16 protein-coding genes are annotated in these 18,179 nt (G+C 71.5%); 3 read left to right on the forward strand and 13 right to left on the reverse strand.

Annotated elements, in window-relative coordinates; genetic code table 11:
• Window positions 1-228: 228 nt before the first annotated feature.
• On the forward strand, window positions 229-564 hold the full coding sequence (locus ACFYTT_RS08625) for a hypothetical protein (protein ID WP_176092420.1): 336 nt from the start codon (window positions 229-231) through the stop codon (window positions 562-564).
• 121 nt (window positions 565-685) lie between these two features.
• On the opposite strand, the gene ACFYTT_RS08630 is transcribed toward ACFYTT_RS08625, so the two are convergent.
• From ACFYTT_RS08630 to ACFYTT_RS08655, 6 genes are all read right to left on the reverse strand, one after another.
• Window positions 686-1,993, reverse strand: coding sequence for an ABC transporter ATP-binding protein (locus ACFYTT_RS08630; protein WP_131053179.1), 1,308 nt, complete (start codon window positions 1,991-1,993; stop codon window positions 686-688).
• Window positions 1,994-2,138: 145 nt separating this feature from the next.
• Window positions 2,139-4,328, reverse strand: coding sequence for a CDP-glycerol glycerophosphotransferase family protein (locus ACFYTT_RS08635; RefSeq protein WP_387258251.1), 2,190 nt, complete (start codon window positions 4,326-4,328; stop codon window positions 2,139-2,141).
• A gap of 15 nt (window positions 4,329-4,343) precedes the next feature.
• Complete coding sequence (locus ACFYTT_RS08640; protein WP_387258252.1) at window positions 4,344-6,332, reverse strand: DUF5941 domain-containing protein; 1,989 nt, start codon at window positions 6,330-6,332, stop codon at window positions 4,344-4,346.
• Complete coding sequence (locus tag ACFYTT_RS08645; RefSeq protein ID WP_131055152.1) at window positions 6,329-7,075, reverse strand: ABC transporter ATP-binding protein; 747 nt, start codon at window positions 7,073-7,075, stop codon at window positions 6,329-6,331. The genes ACFYTT_RS08640 and ACFYTT_RS08645 overlap by 4 nt, the downstream gene beginning before the upstream one ends.
• Window positions 7,075-7,902: an ABC transporter permease gene (locus ACFYTT_RS08650; protein WP_131055150.1), complete on the reverse strand. Its 828-nt coding sequence runs from the start codon at window positions 7,900-7,902 to the stop codon at window positions 7,075-7,077. The genes ACFYTT_RS08645 and ACFYTT_RS08650 overlap by 1 nt, the downstream gene beginning before the upstream one ends.
• A 57-nt stretch (window positions 7,903-7,959) precedes the next feature.
• Window positions 7,960-9,336: an L-serine ammonia-lyase gene (locus tag ACFYTT_RS08655; protein WP_387258255.1), complete on the reverse strand. Its 1,377-nt coding sequence runs from the start codon at window positions 9,334-9,336 to the stop codon at window positions 7,960-7,962.
• Between the two features lie 570 nt (window positions 9,337-9,906).
• Between ACFYTT_RS08655 and ACFYTT_RS08660 the strand changes: the two genes are divergently transcribed.
• Window positions 9,907-10,113 (forward strand): PspC domain-containing protein, encoded by a 207-nt coding sequence (locus ACFYTT_RS08660; RefSeq protein WP_131055146.1) that lies wholly within the window; start codon window positions 9,907-9,909, stop codon window positions 10,111-10,113.
• Between the two features lie 320 nt (window positions 10,114-10,433).
• Here ACFYTT_RS08660 and ACFYTT_RS08665 read toward each other — a convergent pair whose 3' ends face one another.
• From ACFYTT_RS08665 to pdxH, 7 genes are all read right to left on the reverse strand, one after another.
• Window positions 10,434-11,186, reverse strand: coding sequence for a DUF4230 domain-containing protein (locus tag ACFYTT_RS08665; RefSeq protein ID WP_176092415.1), 753 nt, complete (start codon window positions 11,184-11,186; stop codon window positions 10,434-10,436).
• 114 nt (window positions 11,187-11,300) lie between these two features.
• Window positions 11,301-12,452, reverse strand: coding sequence for an acyl-CoA dehydrogenase family protein (locus ACFYTT_RS08670; protein WP_387258256.1), 1,152 nt, complete (start codon window positions 12,450-12,452; stop codon window positions 11,301-11,303).
• A gap of 38 nt (window positions 12,453-12,490) precedes the next feature.
• Window positions 12,491-12,796 (reverse strand): type II toxin-antitoxin system VapB family antitoxin, encoded by a 306-nt coding sequence (locus tag ACFYTT_RS08675; RefSeq protein ID WP_131055140.1) that lies wholly within the window; start codon window positions 12,794-12,796, stop codon window positions 12,491-12,493.
• A gap of 191 nt (window positions 12,797-12,987) precedes the next feature.
• The gene (locus ACFYTT_RS08680; RefSeq protein WP_387258257.1) at window positions 12,988-13,590 is read right to left on the reverse strand and encodes a nitroreductase family protein; all 603 of its coding nucleotides are present in this window, start codon (window positions 13,588-13,590) and stop codon (window positions 12,988-12,990) included.
• A gap of 19 nt (window positions 13,591-13,609) precedes the next feature.
• Complete coding sequence (locus ACFYTT_RS08685) at window positions 13,610-14,539, reverse strand: aldose 1-epimerase family protein (protein ID WP_131052553.1); 930 nt, start codon at window positions 14,537-14,539, stop codon at window positions 13,610-13,612.
• 11 nt (window positions 14,540-14,550) lie between these two features.
• Window positions 14,551-15,891, reverse strand: a complete 1,341-nt coding sequence (locus ACFYTT_RS08690) for an MFS transporter (protein WP_131052554.1) — start codon at window positions 15,889-15,891, stop codon at window positions 14,551-14,553.
• A complete protein-coding gene (gene pdxH / locus ACFYTT_RS08695) occupies window positions 15,888-16,514 on the reverse strand; it encodes a pyridoxamine 5'-phosphate oxidase (protein ID WP_387258658.1) in 627 nt (208 codons plus the stop codon). The genes ACFYTT_RS08690 and pdxH overlap by 4 nt, the downstream gene beginning before the upstream one ends.
• Window positions 16,515-16,792: 278 nt before the next feature.
• Between pdxH and ACFYTT_RS08700 the strand changes: the two genes are divergently transcribed.
• Window positions 16,793-17,899, forward strand: a complete 1,107-nt coding sequence (locus ACFYTT_RS08700) for a citrate synthase 2 (protein ID WP_131052555.1) — start codon at window positions 16,793-16,795, stop codon at window positions 17,897-17,899.
• Window positions 17,900-18,179 lie beyond the last annotated feature (280 nt).

Raw genomic sequence — 18,179 nt, forward strand, 5'->3', positions numbered from 1 at the left:
CACCTCTGCACTTCGGTGACGACCGGCTCGTACGGCCGGGCTGGTGGGGGGTGATTCCCTTCCGAAAGTAGTGGTGTCCTCACCAGACTGTCACGTAGAAAGTTCCCCGATTGCGGCAGATCGTGGGGATTTCTGTCGGGGCCCGTCCGCTCGTCCCCCGCTTGGACGGGCCCCGGCCCAGGTCAGCCGCTCCGCCGGGAGCGCAGCAACCGCGCAGAGGAGTTTTCGATGATCACTCACCAGTTGCCGCAACCGGGTGACGGGCCGACGCCGGACCGGCCTCGGGCGTACCCCCTGCACGAGAAGCCGCACACCCCGCTGCGCCCGATGTGGTGTTGCCGGGCCTGCGGGCACCCGTGGCCGTGCGCGACCGCGCGCATCCTGCTGAAGACCGAGTACGGCCCCAACGAGGTCGGACTGTCGATCTATCTGTCGGGTCTCTTCTACGAGGCCACCCGCGACCTCTACCGCCTCAACCCCGACGACGGCCCCACTCCACGGGACCTGTTCACCCGCTTCGTCGCCTGGTCCCCCTACCGCCGCCCACTCGTCGAGCCGTGCTAGCGGCCGGTCATCCGCGAGCCGCTCGTGGCGGCGCGTTAGCAGGGGACCCGTGCTATACCGCAGGCGTTAATAAGGTGCCCTTCCTTACATCGGCGCCAGCCGGCGCGGCGCGTTCCTTGCGTCAGCGCCAGCCGACGTCGATGCGGTCGCCCCGGTCGTCGAAGAAGTGCAGGGCGTCCATGCGGACCTTGACGCTCAGCGAGTGTCCGGCGGAGACCGCCGGGTACGGCGCCAACCGGACGGCCAGTTCGGCCGGGCGGCGGTGGTGGCGGCCCGGATCGTTCAGGATGCTGGTGCCGGTGCTGCCGTTCGCGCCCTGCCCGCCCTGGTCGACCGCGACCCGGCCGGTGAACCGCTGCATCATCTGGCCGAACCGGCGCAGACCGCGCTGACCGAGGGGGGCGTCGCCGTCAGCCGGGGCACCGACCTCGTCGACCACGATCGCCGAGGCCCCGATGTCGAGGAAGGCAAGGGACTCGTGACCGTGGTGTTCGAGGTAGCGGATCCGACCCTGGAGCACGTCTCCGGAGGTGTCCGGCGCGACCGGGGTGAGCGCCTCCGCCCGCATGCCGACCACGATCCGCTCGCCGTGGTAATGCGCCACGGCCCGACTGCGGATGTCGTTCCAGGGCAGATAGAGGGCCTGATCGCCGAGAGTCAGGGTGATGTACCGGTCGAGGTGGACGTAGACCGACGCCTCCAGCAGGTTCATCCGGGGGCTGCCGAGGAACGCGGCGACATAGAGGGTGGCCGGGCGGCCGTACACCTGGGTGGGGGTGCCGACGTCCTGGAGGACGCCCTTGCGCATGATGGCGACCCGGTCGGCCATGGTCAGTGCCTCGGCCTGGTCGTGGGTCACGTACACGGTGGTGACGCCCAGCTCGCGGGTGAGACCGGAGATCTCCGCGCGCAGCTCGGCGCGCAGCCCGCTGTCCAGGTTCGACAGTGGCTCGTCCATCAGGAACAGACCGGGTCGACGGACGATCGCCCGACCCATCGCGACCCGCTGCCGCTGCCCGCCGGAGAGCTGGCCGGGACGTCGGGCCAACACGTCGCCGATGCCGAGGGCGCTGGCCACGTCGGTGACCCGCTCGCCGCGCGGGGCCGGTTCGACGCCGGCCAGTTTGAGGGGGAAGGCGATGTTGTCGTTGACGCTCATGTGCGGATAGAGGGCGAAGTCCTGGAAGACCATCGCGATCCGCCGCTCCCGTGGCGGCAGCTCGTTCGCCACCTCGCCGTCGAGCATGACCGCGCCCGTGGTCGGTTCCTCCAGCCCGGCGATCATCCGGAGTACCGTGGACTTGCCACAGCCGGACGGCCCGAGCAACACCAGGAACTCGCCGTCGTTGACGTCGAGATTGATGGTGTCGACAGCGACGGTGCCGTCCCGGAAGACCTTTGTCACATCCTTGAGCGCGACGGTTGTCACCGTCTCCTCCCCCAGCTCGTCGGCGAACCCGGAATGACTGTCGCCAGGATCATGCGGCGAGCACATCGGGTAAACGTGCCATGTTCGAATCGTGACAGACCTATTACGGTCCATCGAATGACGGCGATTGCCCGGAAAGAGGGACTCAGAGGGCCGTCTCGCCCAGGAAGACCCGTCTGGCGACCCGCTCGGCGGCGTGCCCGTCCTCCAGTGAGCAGAAGCGTTCCCGGAACGCGGCCCGCGCCCGGTCGGCCTCCGGCGTCTCCAGCGCGCCGGAGCGGAACACGTCGAGCAGTCCGGGGAAGGTCCGCGCCACCGCACCGGGCGCCTCGGCGGTGACGTCGAGGTAGACCCCCCGGGTCAACCGGTACGCGTCCCAGTCCGGCGCGTAGACGACGATCGGCCGGTCCAGGACGGCGTAGTCGAACATCGCCGACGAGTAGTCGGTGACCAGCACGTCCGCCGCGAGATAGAGATCCTCGACCCGGGGATGGTCGCTGACGTCGAGGATCCTGGCGCGGCTGCGCGGGCCGGACGTCCGGCGGTCCCGGTCGTGGAAGTAGTGGCTGCGCATCAGCAGCACTCCGGACGGGCCGAGCGCCTCCAGGAACCGCTCCGGGTCGAACGGCGGACGGTATCCGGGCAGGTGCTCCCGGTGCGTCGGGGCGTACAGCACCACCCGCTCGCCGAGGCCGACGCCCAGCTCCGCGCGCAGCCGCAGGACCTCCTCGGCGCTCGCGGTGACCAACCGGTCGTTGCGCGGATAACCCACTTCCAGAGTCGTGTACGCGGCCGGATAGGCCCGCTCCCACATCTGCGTGGAGAAGCTGTTCGCGCTGACCGAGAAGTCCCACCGGTCCACCCGCCGCAGCAGCCCGGCGAAGTCCATGCCGGTCGCGCCCAGCGGGTACCGCTGCTGGTCCAGCCCCATCACCTTGACCGGGGTGCCGTGGTGGGTCTGCACGTGCACCGTGCCCGGCCGCTTGCGGACCGAGTCGGGGAAGTTGACGTTGTTGATCAGCCACCGGGCGCGGGCCAGCACCCGGTGGTACGCGGGCGTACCCGCCACCACGTACTCGACCCCGTCGGGCAGCGTATGCACCCGGTCCCGCCGCACGATCCAGACACCCCGCACGTGCGGTGCTAGCCGCCGCGCCGCCTCGTACACGGCGGCCGGGTTGCAGGCGTACCCGCGGTACCAGTACGCCGCGTACACGGCCAGGTTCTCGTCCACCGGTCGACGGCGCTCGACCCGCTGGAACTCACGGAGCGCGACGTCCCGCGCAATGCGTACGCCCCGACGTGCCGGTGGGCCCACCCGGCGTCGGGCCCGGCGGGCGACCCGACGCGCCGTCTCGCCCGCGCGTCCGGTGGCCCGCAGCGCGCTGAACGTCCGCCAGCGACCGGCCGCGACCAGCCGGTGCTTGAGCCCGTCGATGCCGTCCGGGACCGGGTGGCCGCCGGGCGGGCGGAAGCGGGCGTGCTCGATGGTGATCCGGGCGAAGAAGGTGGGCCGCAGGTCGGCCGGGATCCGCTCGTCGGTGCCGAGCACGGTCAGGTAGTGCCACATCATCCGCGCGAAGACCGCCGGCCGCAGGTCCTCGGCACCGAGCCGGTCCAGCTCCTGGAACACCCGGCGCCACTGGTGGAACACCTCGAAGTGCCGCTCGCCCTGGGTCTTCGTGATCGCCCCGGCCCGTCGTTGCCGGTAGTTGACGCAGACCACGTCGAGCACGCCGATCCGGTCGGCGGCCAGCAGCGCCGGGTAGCTGAACGACACGTCCTCGTACCAGCCGGGGGCGAAGCGCAGCCCGACGTCGGCGAGGAACTGCCGGCGCAGCAGCCGGTTCCAGGCGGTGTGCAGCAGGTCCAGCGTCTCCGGCCGCTCGGCCAGCCGGAACGTCTCCGGCCCGGGTGGCTCCGGGAAGACCTCCGCCATCGCGCTGGCGCTGACCCGCTCGTCCCAGTACGTGCGGACGTGGTCGACGAGCAGCACGTCGGGGCGGGTCTCGCGCAGGCGGGCGGCCACCTCGACCAGGCAACCCGGCGCGAGCCAGTCGTCACCGTCGACGAACCAGACGTACTCGCCGACGGCCAGGTCCAGCCCGACGTTGCGGGCCGGACCGAGCCCGACGTTGTGATCGAGCCGGATCGCCCGGACCCGGTCGTCGCGGGCGGCGTACTCGTCGAGGATGTCCCCGACCGCGTCCGGCGAGCAGTCGTCGACGCCGATCACCTCGATGTCGGCGATCGGCTGGCCGAGGATCGAGTCCAGGCACTCCCGCAGGTAGCCCTGCACGCGGAAGGCCGGGACGACGAAGCTGATCAGCGTCATCGTCCCGGCCTCCCGTCAGAGCGTCGCGCCTTGTCGTGTACCCGCCGGAGCCCGGGTGGGACGGCTCGGCCGGACGAACCAGGCCAGCACCACACTTGCCACGAAGAGCACCAGAAGGTAGATACCGAGTGTAGCCAGACCAATACTCACGATTCCGGCGATCGCCGTCAGCGCCAGCACCACCGAGCGCCCCTCCCAGCCCAGCGTGGCCGAGTGCAGCGGCGGCGCGGGTTGCCGCTTCTCCAGCCGGGCGACCAGGTCGTAGTGGTGCAGGGTGAGCACGAAGACGTACCCGAAGATCAGCCACGCGGGCGCGCCGCCGATCACCCCGACCGCGACGGCGAACAGGAACTCGGCGGCCCGCAGCGCCGCCGGTACCAGCCAGTCCAGCGGCCCGTTGTGCGCCGCCCCGGTCCCCGCCGCAGCGGCCAGCAGGACCAGCAGCACCACCGGCACCGCCGCCCACCGCAGCCAGGGCGCCGGATCACTGCCGTCACCCACGCCGCCCACCAGCGTCACCAGCACCAACCCCGCCGCAGCCAGCGCCGCGACCACCGCGAGGACCAGCGGCCCGGGTCGACGCAGCACCGGCAGCCGGGTGGCCAGCGGGCCGTCGTCGCGGTGCAGGGTCGCGTCGACCGTGTCCAGCACCGGCACCCACATCCAGCGGGCCCGCAGGGTACGCAGCGCACCCGTGTACCCGAACGCCAGCACCCCCCAGATCAGCACCGCGAACAGGGCGATCCGCTGGTCGAACAGCGCGGCGGCCAGCGCGATCAGCGCCCACCGCTCCCCGATCGGGAAGACCACCGTGCGCTTGAGCCAGTACGACAGCGACCCCGAGTCGGCCTGCACCCGGTTGGACGCGGCGTTCAGCCGGTCACCGATACCGCCGCCCCCGGTGCCCACCGTCTTCGGTCGACGGGCCGCCTCGTCGTGCAGCACGCCGTACCACGCGTCGGTCATGTGCCGCACCGTCTGGAGGGTCATCGCGGCGATGGCCAACGCCCAGCCGTACCGGAACCCGGCCGCCGTGGCACCCCACCCGAGACCCGCGTAGACCAGGTACTCCTTGGCCCGGTCGGCCATGGTGTCCAGCCAACCGCCCCACGCGCTGAAGTTGCGGGTGTACCGGGCGAGCTGACCGTCCACACAGTCGAGCACGAAGCCGAGATAGAGCAGGACCGCACCGCCGACCAGCGCCGGTCGGCCGCCGGTGGCGAACAACGCGGCGGCGGCGACCGCGAAGACCACCGAGATCATGGTGACCGCCGTCGGGCTCAGCCCCAACCGGGCACAGACCTTGGTGACCTGCGGCGACCAGGTGCTGACGAAGTACGTGGTGAAGAAGTCGTCCTTCTCCTTCACCGAGAGCCGCAACTCGGCCCGGTCCTCGTCGACGGCGGCCACCGCCGCCTCGGCGACGGCCAGCCCGGTCCGGTCGTCGACCCGGTGCGCGACCAGCAGGCGTACCCGGTGGGCGAAGACCAGCGCCCCCTGCCCGGCGAGGCCCGCGAAGACCCGGTCCACCGCCGGGCCCGCGGCCTGCCGGTCGCCGTCGGCCGCACGGGCTGCGGAGACCAGCGCCGGTACGTCGTCCCGACCGACCCGTACCGCACCCCCGAAGATGCCGGTGGCCTCGCCGTCGAGCCGCTCGACCGGACCGGCGTCGACCACCTGGCCGCGCTCCTCGCGGACGGCCGTCCGACCGCCGGTGGGCGGATCGGTGAGCACCAGCGCCACGGTCGGCCCGACCGGGCTGGTCACCAGATGCCGCAGTACGGCGGTGTGCGCCACCAGGTCCACACCGCTGAGCACCACCGGGCCACCCGCCGTGGCAGCCAGGTCCGCCACCTCGTCCAGGGACGCGGCGAACCGCACGTCGGCCACCCCGGCCCGGCGCCACTGCTCGGCCAGCCGGTCCGTCAGGGAGCCGCCCGGCACCGTCTCCGTCGGCAGGCTCGCGGCCGACGAACCGGCGGCGAGCACGATCGCGAGGGTCACCGGGGAACCGCGTCGTGGTACGCGGCCAGCGCCTCGGCGATGGTGCCGTCGACGCTCAACCGGCCGCCGTCGAGGAAGAGCCCCCGACGACAGAACCGGGTCAGGTCCTTTTCGTTGTGTGAGACCAGCACCAGAGTGCGCCCCTCCCCGAGCAGACGATCGATGGTCGTGTAGCACTTCTTGCGGAACTCGGCGTCGCCCACCGCCGTCACCTCGTCCATCAGCAGGACGGGATGCGGCAGATGAGAGATGATCGCGAACCCGAGCCGGACCTTCATCCCGGACGAGTAGTGCCGCACCGAGGTGTCGATGGCCCGTTCCACCTGGTCACCGGCGAACGAGACGATCTCGTCGAAGTGCCGCTTCAGGTAACCCGACGACAGCCCGTGCAGCCCGCCCACCAGGTACAGGTTCTCCCGGCCGGTCAGGTCGTTGGAGAAGCCGGCGGAGAGCTCCAGCAGCGGCGCGACGTCGCCCCGGACCCGGATCCGCCCCTCGTCGGGGATCAGCACCCCGGCGATCAGGCGCAGCAGGGTGCTCTTGCCGGTGCCGTTGCGGCCGATCACCCCGAGCGTCTCGCCGGGCGCGACCGAGAAGGAGACGTCCCGCAGCGGCCAGAACCGGCCGTCGGAGGCGCCACGCGTACCCCGGTGGATGAACAGCTCGCGGAGCCGCAACTGCCGGCGGCGGTTGCGGACGAACCGGATGCCGAGACCCTCCGCCTCGATGATCGCGTCAGCCATCAGAGTTCCTTGAGCACGGCGGGTTCGAGCCGACGGAACGTCCACCAGCCGACCACCAGGACCAGCAGGCTGATGCCGACGGTGGTGGCGAGCATCCGGGCCTCCGGGAACTCGTCCGGATACCACACCGAGTGGTGGAGCTGGAAGATCCCGACCAGCGGGTTGAGCTCGTAACCCAGCTTGAGCCAACCGGGCAGGCCGGAATCGCGGACCAGGCTCAGTGGATAGATGATCGGCGTGGCGTAGAACAGCACCCGGATGACCAGACGCATGAACCGCTCCACGTCCCGCATCAGCACGTTCGCCGCCGACAGCAGCAGCGCCAACCCGACCAGCAGGGTGGCCTGCACCAGCACCGCCAACGGCAGGGCGAGCAGCGACCACCCCGGGTCGATCTTGCCGTCGGCCGCGTACCAGATCGCGATGGCGCCGAGGATCGGCAGGCCGGCGGCGTACTCGGCGAAACGCCCGGTGACCCGACCGATCGGGAAGACCTGCCGGGGCACGTTCATCGTGGTGATCAACCGGGACTGCCCGGTCAGCGCGTTGGTCGCCTCGCTCAACGCCGAGCTGGTCCACATCCAGGCGAAGATCCCGGTGATCAGGAACAGCGGGTACGACCCGGCTGCCTCGCCGAGATGCCGGTTCGTGTCCCGGGAGTAGAGGACGCCGAAGACGAACCAATAGATCGCCCCCATGCCCAGCGGCTCGATCAACGACCAGAGATACCCCAGCACGGACTGCTGGTACTTGACCGCGAGATCACGCCGGACCAGGATGCGCAGCGAATTGCGGTGCGACCACAACGCCCCCACGCCAGAGGTCACCGCCGTCTCCCGCCTGCTGAACGGACGACAGGTTAGCAGCCGGTGAAGGTCGTGCGCTCAGCACTCGATCACGTTGACCGCGAGGCCGCCGCGCGCCGTCTCCTTGTACTTGACCTTCATGTCGGCACCGGTCTCGCGCATGGTCTTGATGACCTTGTCGAGCGACACGGCGTGCACCCCGTCACCGCGCAACGCCAGCCGAGCGGCGGTGATCGCCTTGATGCTAGCCACCGCATTGCGCTCGATGCACGGTATCTGCACCAGGCCCCCGACCGGGTCACAGGTCAACCCGAGGTTGTGCTCCATGCCGATCTCGGCGGCGTTCTCCACCTGGGCCGGCGTACCGCCCAGCGCCTCAGCCAACCCGGCCGCCGCCATCGAACACGCCGAACCGACCTCGCCCTGGCAGCCCACCTCGGCCCCGGAGATCGACGCGTTCTCCTTGAACAGCACGCCGATCGCCCCGGCCGTCAGCAGGAACCGCACCACCCCCTCGTCGGAGGCTCCCGGCACGAACCGCGTGTAGTAGTGCAGCACCGCCGGGATGATCCCGGCCGCACCGTTGGTCGGCGCCGTCACCACCCGGCCGCCGGCCGCGTTCTCCTCGTTGACCGCCAGCGCGAACAGCGTCACCCAGTCCATCACGTGCAGCGGATCCCCGTCCGGCACCACCGTGTCGGTCTCCAGGCTGCGGCGCAGCTCGGCCGCGCGGCGGCGCACCTTCAACCCGCCCGGCAGCGTGCCGTCCCGGGAACAGCCGCGCTCCACGCACTCGCGCATCACCCGCCAGATGTCCAGCAGCCCGGCTCGTACGTCCGCCTCGGCCCGCCAGGACACCTCGTTCGCGAGCATCACCTCGCTGATCGACAGCCCCGTCGAGGCGGTCACGTCGAGCAGTTGCACGCCGGTCAGGAAGGGATACCGCACCGGCGTACCGTCCGGCTTGATCCGATCCGCCCCGGCCGCCGCCTCGTCCACCACGAACCCGCCGCCGACCGAGTAGTAGGTCCGCGTCCGGACCTCGGCCCCACCGGCGTCGAAGGCCGCGAAGACCATCCCGTTCGGGTGGTACGGCAACGACCGCCGCCGGTGCAACGTGAGATCCCGGTCCCACTCGAAGTCGATCTCGTGCGTGTCGAGCAGCGCCAGCCGACCCTGCTCCCGGATCCACGCCACCCGCGCGTCGACCCCGTCGGTGTCCACCGTCTCCGGCGACTCACCGGTCAACCCGAGCAGCACCGCCCGATCACTGCCGTGCCCGTGCCCGGTGGCACCGAGTGACCCGAACAACTCCGCCCGTACCCGGGCCACGTCCGCGAGCAGACCATCGGCCTTGAGCCCCGCGACGAACGTACGCGCCGCCCGCATCGGTCCCACCGTGTGCGAGCTGGACGGCCCGATGCCCACGCTGAAAAGGTCGAACACACTGATCATGACTGCACTTCCTCGCCCTGCCCCGGGATCACCGGTCAGCGGCCCGCCGAAAGAGGTGGCCGCCCCCATCCGGACGCGGCCCGCCAAACGCCCTGGTAGAGCGCCCAACCCACCGACCGTACCCCCACCGCCTTCCCCCCACCCCACCCCGCACCCCACCGCCCGACCCTCCCCGGCCCGGCCCTGCCTAGCCCGGCCCTGCCTAGCCCGGCCCTGCCTAGCCCGGCCCGGCCCGGCCCGGCCCGGCGATCATGGACTTGTGGTCGAGGTTCCGGGCTGGTTTGCACCTTTCGCGCCTACCGCAACTCCTTGATCGACGAACCCTCGCCACGGGTCCTTGATCGACAGGCCGCACCACGACGGGACGCACCACGACGGCAGCCTCGCCACGGGTCCTTGATCGACGCGGGGGTCGGGGTTTGCTCGGGGAGGGGTGGCCGGTGCGGTCGCGGGTAAGTACCTACGGGTGGGCGCGGTGAGGTTCGTTCTCGCGGGCGAGGGCGCGGGGGTCATCCGCTCCTAGCGTTGATGACATGGAGCGGCGGATCGCCGCAGAGGGGAAGTACCACCATGAGTCGCAAACTGGTCCGGCCCCGGCAGGGGCGCATGTTCGCCGGAGTCTGCGCGGGCCTGGCCCAGCGCTTCGGCACCTCCGCCGGAATGATCCGGCTGTTGTTCCTGCTGTCGCTGCTGCTGCCCGGCACTCAGGTCGTCATCTACCTGGCACTCTGGATCATCATGCCCAACGAGGACCGCTACCTCGTCGCAGGCCACTGAACCGCCGGCCACGCTGAACCGCAGACCACGCTGAACCGCAGGCCACCGAGTCCCCGGCCGCCGAGGACCGGGCCACTGGGCCGCAGGCCACTGATCGGTCCCGCCCCGTCCGCGACGCCCCGTCCCCGGTCACCGGCGGGGCGCCCCGGGCCCTGTCCACGCAACTTCATGGATAGTGCTGCCTCACACCACCCGCGAGGCAGCAACAACCATGAAGTTGCTGCCTCGCCCCCTCCCGTCGGAGGGGTTGGAGGGGACGACCGACCGCCCCGCCAGCAGGTCTAGGCGACAGCCGGCGGGGCGGGGGCAAGTGCGGTGGGTCAGGGAGCGGTGTAGGTGATGGTGACCTGCTCGAAGCCGAGCGAACCGAGCAGGCCGGTCAACATCTTGCGGGTGTTCTCCTCGGCACGGGCGTTCAGGCCGCTGTCCCGGGCGGCGGCGGTGATCCGGTCCTCGGCGAGCTGATAGACCTGCTGCTGCCGGTTCGGGTCGCCGCCGATCAGGTCGCCGACGCGGTTGAGCAGCCCGCGCTCCTCCGCGAAGACGTAACTCTTGTCGAGGTCGAGGTTGGTCTTGGCGAGCTGCGGGGCGGGCAGTTTGACCTCGACGGACTTGCCGTCGGCGGACTGCACGATCGCGCCTTCGCCGAGGGTGCCGAAGTCGACGTACGCCTCGACGCTGCCCGACCCGACGAACAGCGTGCGCTGGTTGAGCAGCCAGTCCGGCACGTTGCGCCGGTCGTTCTCCAAGTCGACCACCACCTGGAAGTTGCCCTCGGCGGCCACGTAGCGGCTGAGGTCCTGCATCGACTCCAGCAGCGCCGGTTGGGTGCGGTCGGTCTGCTCCTTGCTGAACGGGTTGCGGAACTCCGGCAGGAGCCCGGTGGTCTGGACGCCGAGCAGCACCACCACTGCCATCGCCGCGGCACCGAGCACCCAGAGCAGGGCCCGCGCGGCACCACCCCCGCCGCCCGGCGGCACGGGCGGGGCATCCGGCCGGCCCGTGCTCTCCTCGTCGGGCTGGTGGTCGGCAAACGTGCTGGTGGGCTCGTTGATGTCGCTGTCGCGTGCCATCGCCCTCACCGTCCTTGTCAGACGCGTTGTCTGTGATGACGGTAAGCCCCCGGTACGACAGCCGCTCGTCGAGTCACCCGAACGCGTGTTTCCGCAGGTCAGAAGCGTGAGCGATCAGGTGAACGCGGAGACGCCGGTGAGCCGCTGCCCGATCACCAGTTGGTGGATCTCGGAGGTGCCCTCGTACGTCAGGACGCTCTCCAGGTTGTTGGCGTGCCGCATGACGGGATAGTCGCCGGAGACGCCGTTGGCACCGAGGATGGTCCGGCACTGGCGGGCGATGGCCAGCGCCTCGCGGACGTTGTTGAGTTTGCCCACGCTGACCTGCTCGGGACGCAACCGACCGGCGTCGGCGAGCCGGCCGAGGTGCAGCGCCAGCAGGTAGCCCTTGTGCCACTCGACCGCCATGTCGGCGAGCTTGGCCTGGGTGAGCTGGAAACCGGCCAGCGGGCGACCGAACTGGGTGCGGGTGGTCGCGTACGTGAGGGCGGTCTCCAGGCAGTCCCGGGCCGCGCCGAGCGCACCCCAGACGATGCCGTGCCGGGCCTCGGTCAGACAGCCCAGCGGCGCCTTCAACCCGATGGCCTCGGGCAGCCGGGCGTCCGCCGGCAGCCGGACGTCGTCGAGCGCGATCTCCCCGGTCACCGAGGCGCGCAGGGACATCTTCCGGCCGATCTCGCGCGCCGTGACCCCTGGCGTGTCCATGGGTACGGCGAAACCGCGCACGCCGTCGTCGGTGCGCGCCCAGATCACCGCGACGTCGGCGATCGGGGCGTTGGTGATCCACATCTTGGTGCCGTGGAGGATCCAGTCGTCGCCGTCGCGGCGGGCCCGGGTGGCCATCGACCCCGGATCGGAGCCATGGTCCGGCTCGGTCAGCCCGAAACAGCCGATCGCCTCGCCGGACGCCATCGCGGGCAGCCAACGCTGCTTCTGCTCCTCGCTGCCGTAGCGCCAGATGGCGTACATGGCCAGCGATCCCTGCACCGAGACCAGGGAGCGGACGCCGGAGTCGCCGGCCTCCAACTCCAGGCAGGCCAGCCCGTACGCGACGGCCGTGGAGCCGGCGCAGCCGTACCCGGTCAGGTGCATGCCGAGCAGACCGAGGGCGCCGAACTCGCGGGCCAGGTCGCGGGCGGGCACCTCACCGGCCTCGTACCAGCCGGCTACGTGCGGGCGTACCCGCTCGTCCACCACCCGCCGCACGACGGCGCGGATCTGCCGCTCCTCCTCGGTCAGCGACGAGTCCAGGTCCAGCAGGTCCACGCCCACACCCTAACGAAGGCTCAGCAGGAGGTGCCGGGTCACTCGATCGCTTCGGCGAGGACGAACACCCGGGCGTGGATCTGGTTGCGCTGTTGCAGGGCGGCGCGCAACGCGCGGTGCAGGCCGTCCTCCAGGTAGAGGCCGCCGTTCCACTGCACCACGTGCGGGAACAGGTCACCGTAGAAGGTGGAGTCCTCGGCGAGCAGCTTGTCCAGCGCCAACTCCCGTTTGGTGGTGATGAGCTGATCCAGCCGCAGCGGCCGGGGCGGGATCTCCGCCCACTGCTTGAGGGTCAGATTGTGTTGCGGGTAGGGACACCCGTCCCGGACCGCTCTGAAGATCACGACGGCACGCTCCTCCCCCTGGTCGGGCCGAACCACGACGCCCTCGCGGGCCGGGTCGCGGCGGGGCGCCGCGTGCCGCGGCGCCCGTGACCGTGCCAGCGTAGCCGCAGCACGCACCCCACGTTCTGCTCCTTGATGCCAGTTTCGCCACCGGTCGTCCAGTTCCGCACCGGACGAACCGGCGTTTTCGGTCAGCTCCACCGGCCCCGACGGACGACCTCGTCGACCGGACGGCGTCCCCGACGCAAAGATGGTGACCGGTGGTCGGGGGCACGGTAACCGATCGTGAGCGCGCCGATCGGGTGGTACGCCTCAGGCACGCCGAACGCCTCCCGGTAGGACGACAACCGCTGCGGCGGGATGCCGAAAAAGCACGACCCGAGCCCCTCGTCCACGGCGGTCAGCATCATCAGCAACGCGGCGAATCCGGTGTCGACGAACCAGTACGGCACCGGCCAGCGGTCCGTCGACCGGTCCTCCCAGCCCTTGTCCGGCTCGGCGTACCGTTCGAGGTAGACGGAGCGGTTCGCGTGCGGCACCACGATCAGCGGAGCCCGCCGCATCCCGGTCAGCCAGCGTCCCGTACCGCCGTCCTCCGGGGTGCTGACCGCCCAGAACCGCTTCCGGTCCGCCGGCTCCTCCAGCACCAGGAAACCCCAGCCCTGCGAGAAGCCGGCCGACGGGGCGCGGACCGCGTGGTCCATCAGCCGCTCCACGACCTCCGGCGGGACCGGACGGTCCGGGTCGTAGTTGCGCACCATGCGGCGCCGCCGGACGACCTCTGCGAACTCCACGTCGTACCTCCTCGCCGGCTCAGTTGCCCGGCCGGACGCCCCAGTCTCCGCGCCAGGTGTCGCCAGGCGCCAGAGTGATCAGATCCCGACCCGAACGGTAGGCGTCCGGCGGGCAGGTCATCGGCTCCACCGCCACCGACCGGCGGAAACGCTCCCCGGTCAGGGTGTCACCGGTGTAGACCTGCCACCAGCCGAACTGGGCGTCGGCCCAGATCTCGAGGCCGTGCGAACGGTCCGGTGCGCTCAGCGTCACCGCCGAGCCGCCGTCGGCGTTCCGGATCACCTGCCCGAATGCCAGGTCCAGCACCGCGTCGCCGATCCGGCGCGGCTCGGTGTAGTCGTACTCGGTGCCGGCGACCTTGGCCACGCCCACCGGCAGCAGCCGCCCGTCCAGCAGCAGCCGGGTCTCTCCCGGCACCCGCATCACCACGTCCTCCACCGCCACCCCGGGCAGTCGCAGGTAGGGGTGCACGGAGAAGCCGAACGGCACCGACTCCACGCCGACGTTGGTCACCTCGTGCGCGGCCCGCAGCCCGTCGGCCCCCACGCTCCAGCGGGTACGCAGCCGCAGCGGCCACGGGTAGCCCGGCTGCGCCGGCATGTCGAGCCCGACGACGACCTCGTCCGGCCGCTGCTCGACCAACTCCCAGCGGGCCCAGTTGACCAGGCCGTGGATGGCGTTGTGCCGCTCCGGCTCGGTGAGGTGGAGCTGGTACGACTGCCCGTCGAAGGGGTACACGCCGTCGCGGATCCGGTTCGGCCAGGGAGCCAGCACCTGCCCGGCCGAGCCGGGGCACAACTCGTCGGCGGCGTACCCGTCGAGGTGCTCCACCCCGTCCTGCCGGTAGGTGCGGACCCCGCCGCCCACCTCGACGATGACCGCCTCGTGACCGGCGGCGGAAATGGTCCACTGTGCCCCGGACAGGGGACGCGGCTCGCTGCTGCTCATGTCGCCAGACCCTAGCCCCCGGAACCGCTCTCCGCTCGCCGTGCCGGGTGGTCCTCGGAAGCGCCCTCGGCGGTCGCCGTCACCGGCGGCCGGTACCGCCGCAACGCCGGGAACGCCACCGCGAGAACGACCGCCAGCCCCGCCGCCACGAGACCGCCGCCGACCCACGCGACGCCGCTGCCGAAGCCGGTCGCCATGGCACCCGCCCGCAGGTCGCCCAGGCGCGGCCCACCCGCCACCACCACGGTGTTGACGCCCTGGAGCCGGCCGCGCATCCGGTCCGGCGCATAGATCAGCAGGATGGACTGCCGTACCACCGAGCTGATCAGGTCGGCCGCCCCGGCCAGCACCAGCAGGACGATGACCAGCCAGAGCTGCCGGGCCAACCCGGCCAGCGCGACCGCCAGGCCCCAGCCCACCACGGCGAGCACCAGCACCAGCCCCTGGCGGCGTACCCGGCCGATCCAGCCGGAGACGAGCCCGGCGAGCAGCGAGCCGATCGCGATCGAGCTGTAGAGCCAGCCCACCGCCGCACCCCCGCCGAACCGCTCGGTGGCGACCTCGGGGAAGAGCGCCCGGGGGAAGGCGAACACCATCGCGATCAGGTCGATGGCGAAGGAGAGCAGCAGCACCGGGCTGGCGGCCAGATACCGGAACCCGTCGACGACACTGCGCAGCCCGGCCTGCCGGGGCGTACCGTCCGGGTCCGGCTCGGGCGGCATCGCGGGCAGCCGCAGGGCCGCCCAGACCAGGGCGACGAGCAACACCGCGTCCACCGCGTACGCGATCGGCAGCGCCACGTCGAGGTGCCAGGTGGCCAGGATCAGGCCGGCGGCCAACGGCCCGAGGACCGAGGTGGCCATCGCGGTGGTGAAGTTCAGCGTGGTCGCGGCGGGCACCAGCTCGGCCGGGACCAGCCGGGCCACCAGCGCGCTGCGGGCCGGCCCGCTGATCGCGTACGCGACCGAGCTGAGCGCCACCAGCCCGAGCAGCAGCAGCGGGCTGCCCACCCCCAGCAGCGCCTGCGCCAGCAGTCCCGCCACCGCGACCCAGAGCAGCACCGAGCCGGCGGTCAACACCAGTCGACGGTCGATGGCGTCGGCCACCGCCCCGCCCCAGAGCCCGAACACCAGCAGCGGCACGAAGGCGGCGATACCCAGTAGCCCGACCCAGAGCGAGTCCTGGGTGAGGGCGTACATCTCCACCGGTACGGCGACCGCGGTGAACTGGAAGCCGAACATGGCGATGCCGTTGCCGAGCCAGAGCCGCCGGTACGCGGTCACCCGCAGCGGACGCAGGTCGATGGCCCAGCGCCGCCGTTCGCGGGGCCGGTCTGTCTCGGTCGAGGTCACGGGGCCAGCCGCTCCACGACCCAGTCGTCGGCGTCGCGGCGGAACCGCAGCCGGTCGTGCAGCCGACTGGCCCGGCCCTGCCAGAACTCCACCGAATCGGGCCGGACCCGCAGCCCGCCCCAGTGCGGCGGGGCGGGGATCGGGTCCACGTCGGCGAACCGCTCCGCCACCGCCCGGTACGCCTCGTCCAGCGCCGCCCGGTCCGGCAGGACCGACGACTGCGCACTGGCCCAGGCACCCAGTCGGGAGCCACGCGGCCGGCTGGCGAAGTACGCCTCGGTCTCCGCCCGGTCGATCCGTTCCACCCGGCCGGCGACGATCACCTGCCGCTGCATCGGGAACCACGGGAAGACCAGGCTGGCGTACGGGTTGACGGCCGCCTCGACACCCTTGCGTGAGCGGTGGTTGGTAAAGAAGACGAAGCCCGCCGGGTCGTAGCCCTTGAGCAGCACAGTCCGCGCGCTCGGCCGCCCCTGCGCGTCGGCGGTGCCGACCACCATGGCGTTGGGCTCGGGCAGCCCGGCGGCGACCGCGTCGGCGAACCACCTGTCGAACTGCGTGTGCCACTGCGCCGCCAGGTCGGCCTCGACCAGGCCGGTGTCCGCGGCGTACTCGTGACGCATCCCCGCGGGTGGCGGTGTGTCGCCCGTCACGTTTCCTCCCTCTGGATCAGGCTGCCCGCCCCCGCGACCAGCCCGTCGGGGCCAGTCTTACCGAGAGCCCCACGGCACCTGCCGTCGGGGATGTCGTCAGCAGCACATCCGAGACGGGTCGCATACCCGATCACCAGCAGGCAAGATGTCACGAACACACATCCGGAGAGGGTCGCCTGAGGCGCTCACCCGGCCGGGGCCGGGGCACCGAGCCGGGCGGGCGCACCGACACACACCAGGAGAAGTGAATGGCCGACTTCAAACCCGGACTCGAGGGCGTCGTAGCGTTCGAGACCAAGATCGCCGAACCGGACCGCGAGGGTGGCGCGCTGCGCTACCGCGGGGTCGACATCGAGGATCTGATCGGCCAGGTCTCCTTCGGCAACGTCTGGGCGCTGCTGGTCGACGGCCGGTTCGGCCCCGGCCTGCCGCCGGCCGAGCCGTTCCCGGTGCCGGTGCACTCCGGCGACATCCGGGTCGACGTGCAGTCCGCGGTGGCGATGCTCGCACCGTACTGGGGCCTGGACCAGATGCTGGACATCTCCGACGAGCAGGCCCGGGAGGACCTCGCCCGGGTGTCGGTGACCGCGCTCTCCTTCGTCGCCCAGTCCGCCCGTGGCCTCGGGCTGCCGGCGGTGCCGCAGAAGGAGATCGACAAGGCGGAGACGATCGTCGAGCGCTTCATGAAGCGGTGGCGCGGCGAGCCCGACCCCCGGCACGTCAAGGCCGTCGACGCGTACTTCATCTCGGCCGCCGAGCACGGCCTGAACGCCTCCACCTTCACCGCCCGGATCGTCGCCTCCACCGGCGCGGACGCCGCCGCCTGCATCTCCTCGGGCATCGGTGCGCTCTCCGGCCCGCTGCACGGCGGCGCACCGTCCCGGGTGCTCAGCATGCTGGAGGCGGTCGAGCGCAGCGGCGACGCGGAGAGCTACGTCAAGGGTGTGCTCGACCGGGGCGAGCGGCTGATGGGCTTCGGCCACCGCGTCTACCGGGCCGAGGACCCGCGTGCCCGGGTGCTGCGTCGCACCGCCAAGGAGTTGGGCGCGCCGCGCTTCGAGGTCGCCGAGGCGCTGGAGCGGGCCGCGCTGGCCGAGTTGCAGGCCCGCCGCCCGGACCGGGTGCTCGCCACCAACGTCGAGTTCTGGTCCGCCGTGGTGCTCGACTTCGCCGAGGTGCCCGCGCACATGTTCACCTCGATGTTCACCTGCGCCCGGATGGGCGGGTGGAGCGCGCACATCCTGGAGCAGAAGCGGCTCCAGCGACTGGTCCGCCCCTCCGCCCGGTACGTGGGCCACGGCCCGCGCAAGCCGAACGAGGTCGAGGGCTGGGACGCCGTCCCCCACGACGTCTGAGGTCTAGGCACCGCCCGACGTCTGCGGTGTAAGGAAGGGACCCTTTCTACCGTCTCCGGTAGTACAGGGGTCCCTTCCTAACATCCAGGCCCGGCACCCGGCACGGACGCGCGGCGCTGGACGACGGCACGGCGCGGAGGGCGGGTACGCGCCGGTGGCGGGTGGTGGTGTGGGCGACGCCACGGCCTGTGGCGGACGCCTCACGGTTGGGGTTGGGACCAGCACCCGGCGGGGCGTCGACGGGTGCAAGGATGAATTCCGGCAGCGCCGCCCGATGGGC

The organism is Micromonospora sp. NPDC003816, from assembly GCF_042874705.1.
Taxonomy (GTDB): Bacteria; Actinomycetota; Actinomycetes; order Mycobacteriales; family Micromonosporaceae; genus Micromonospora.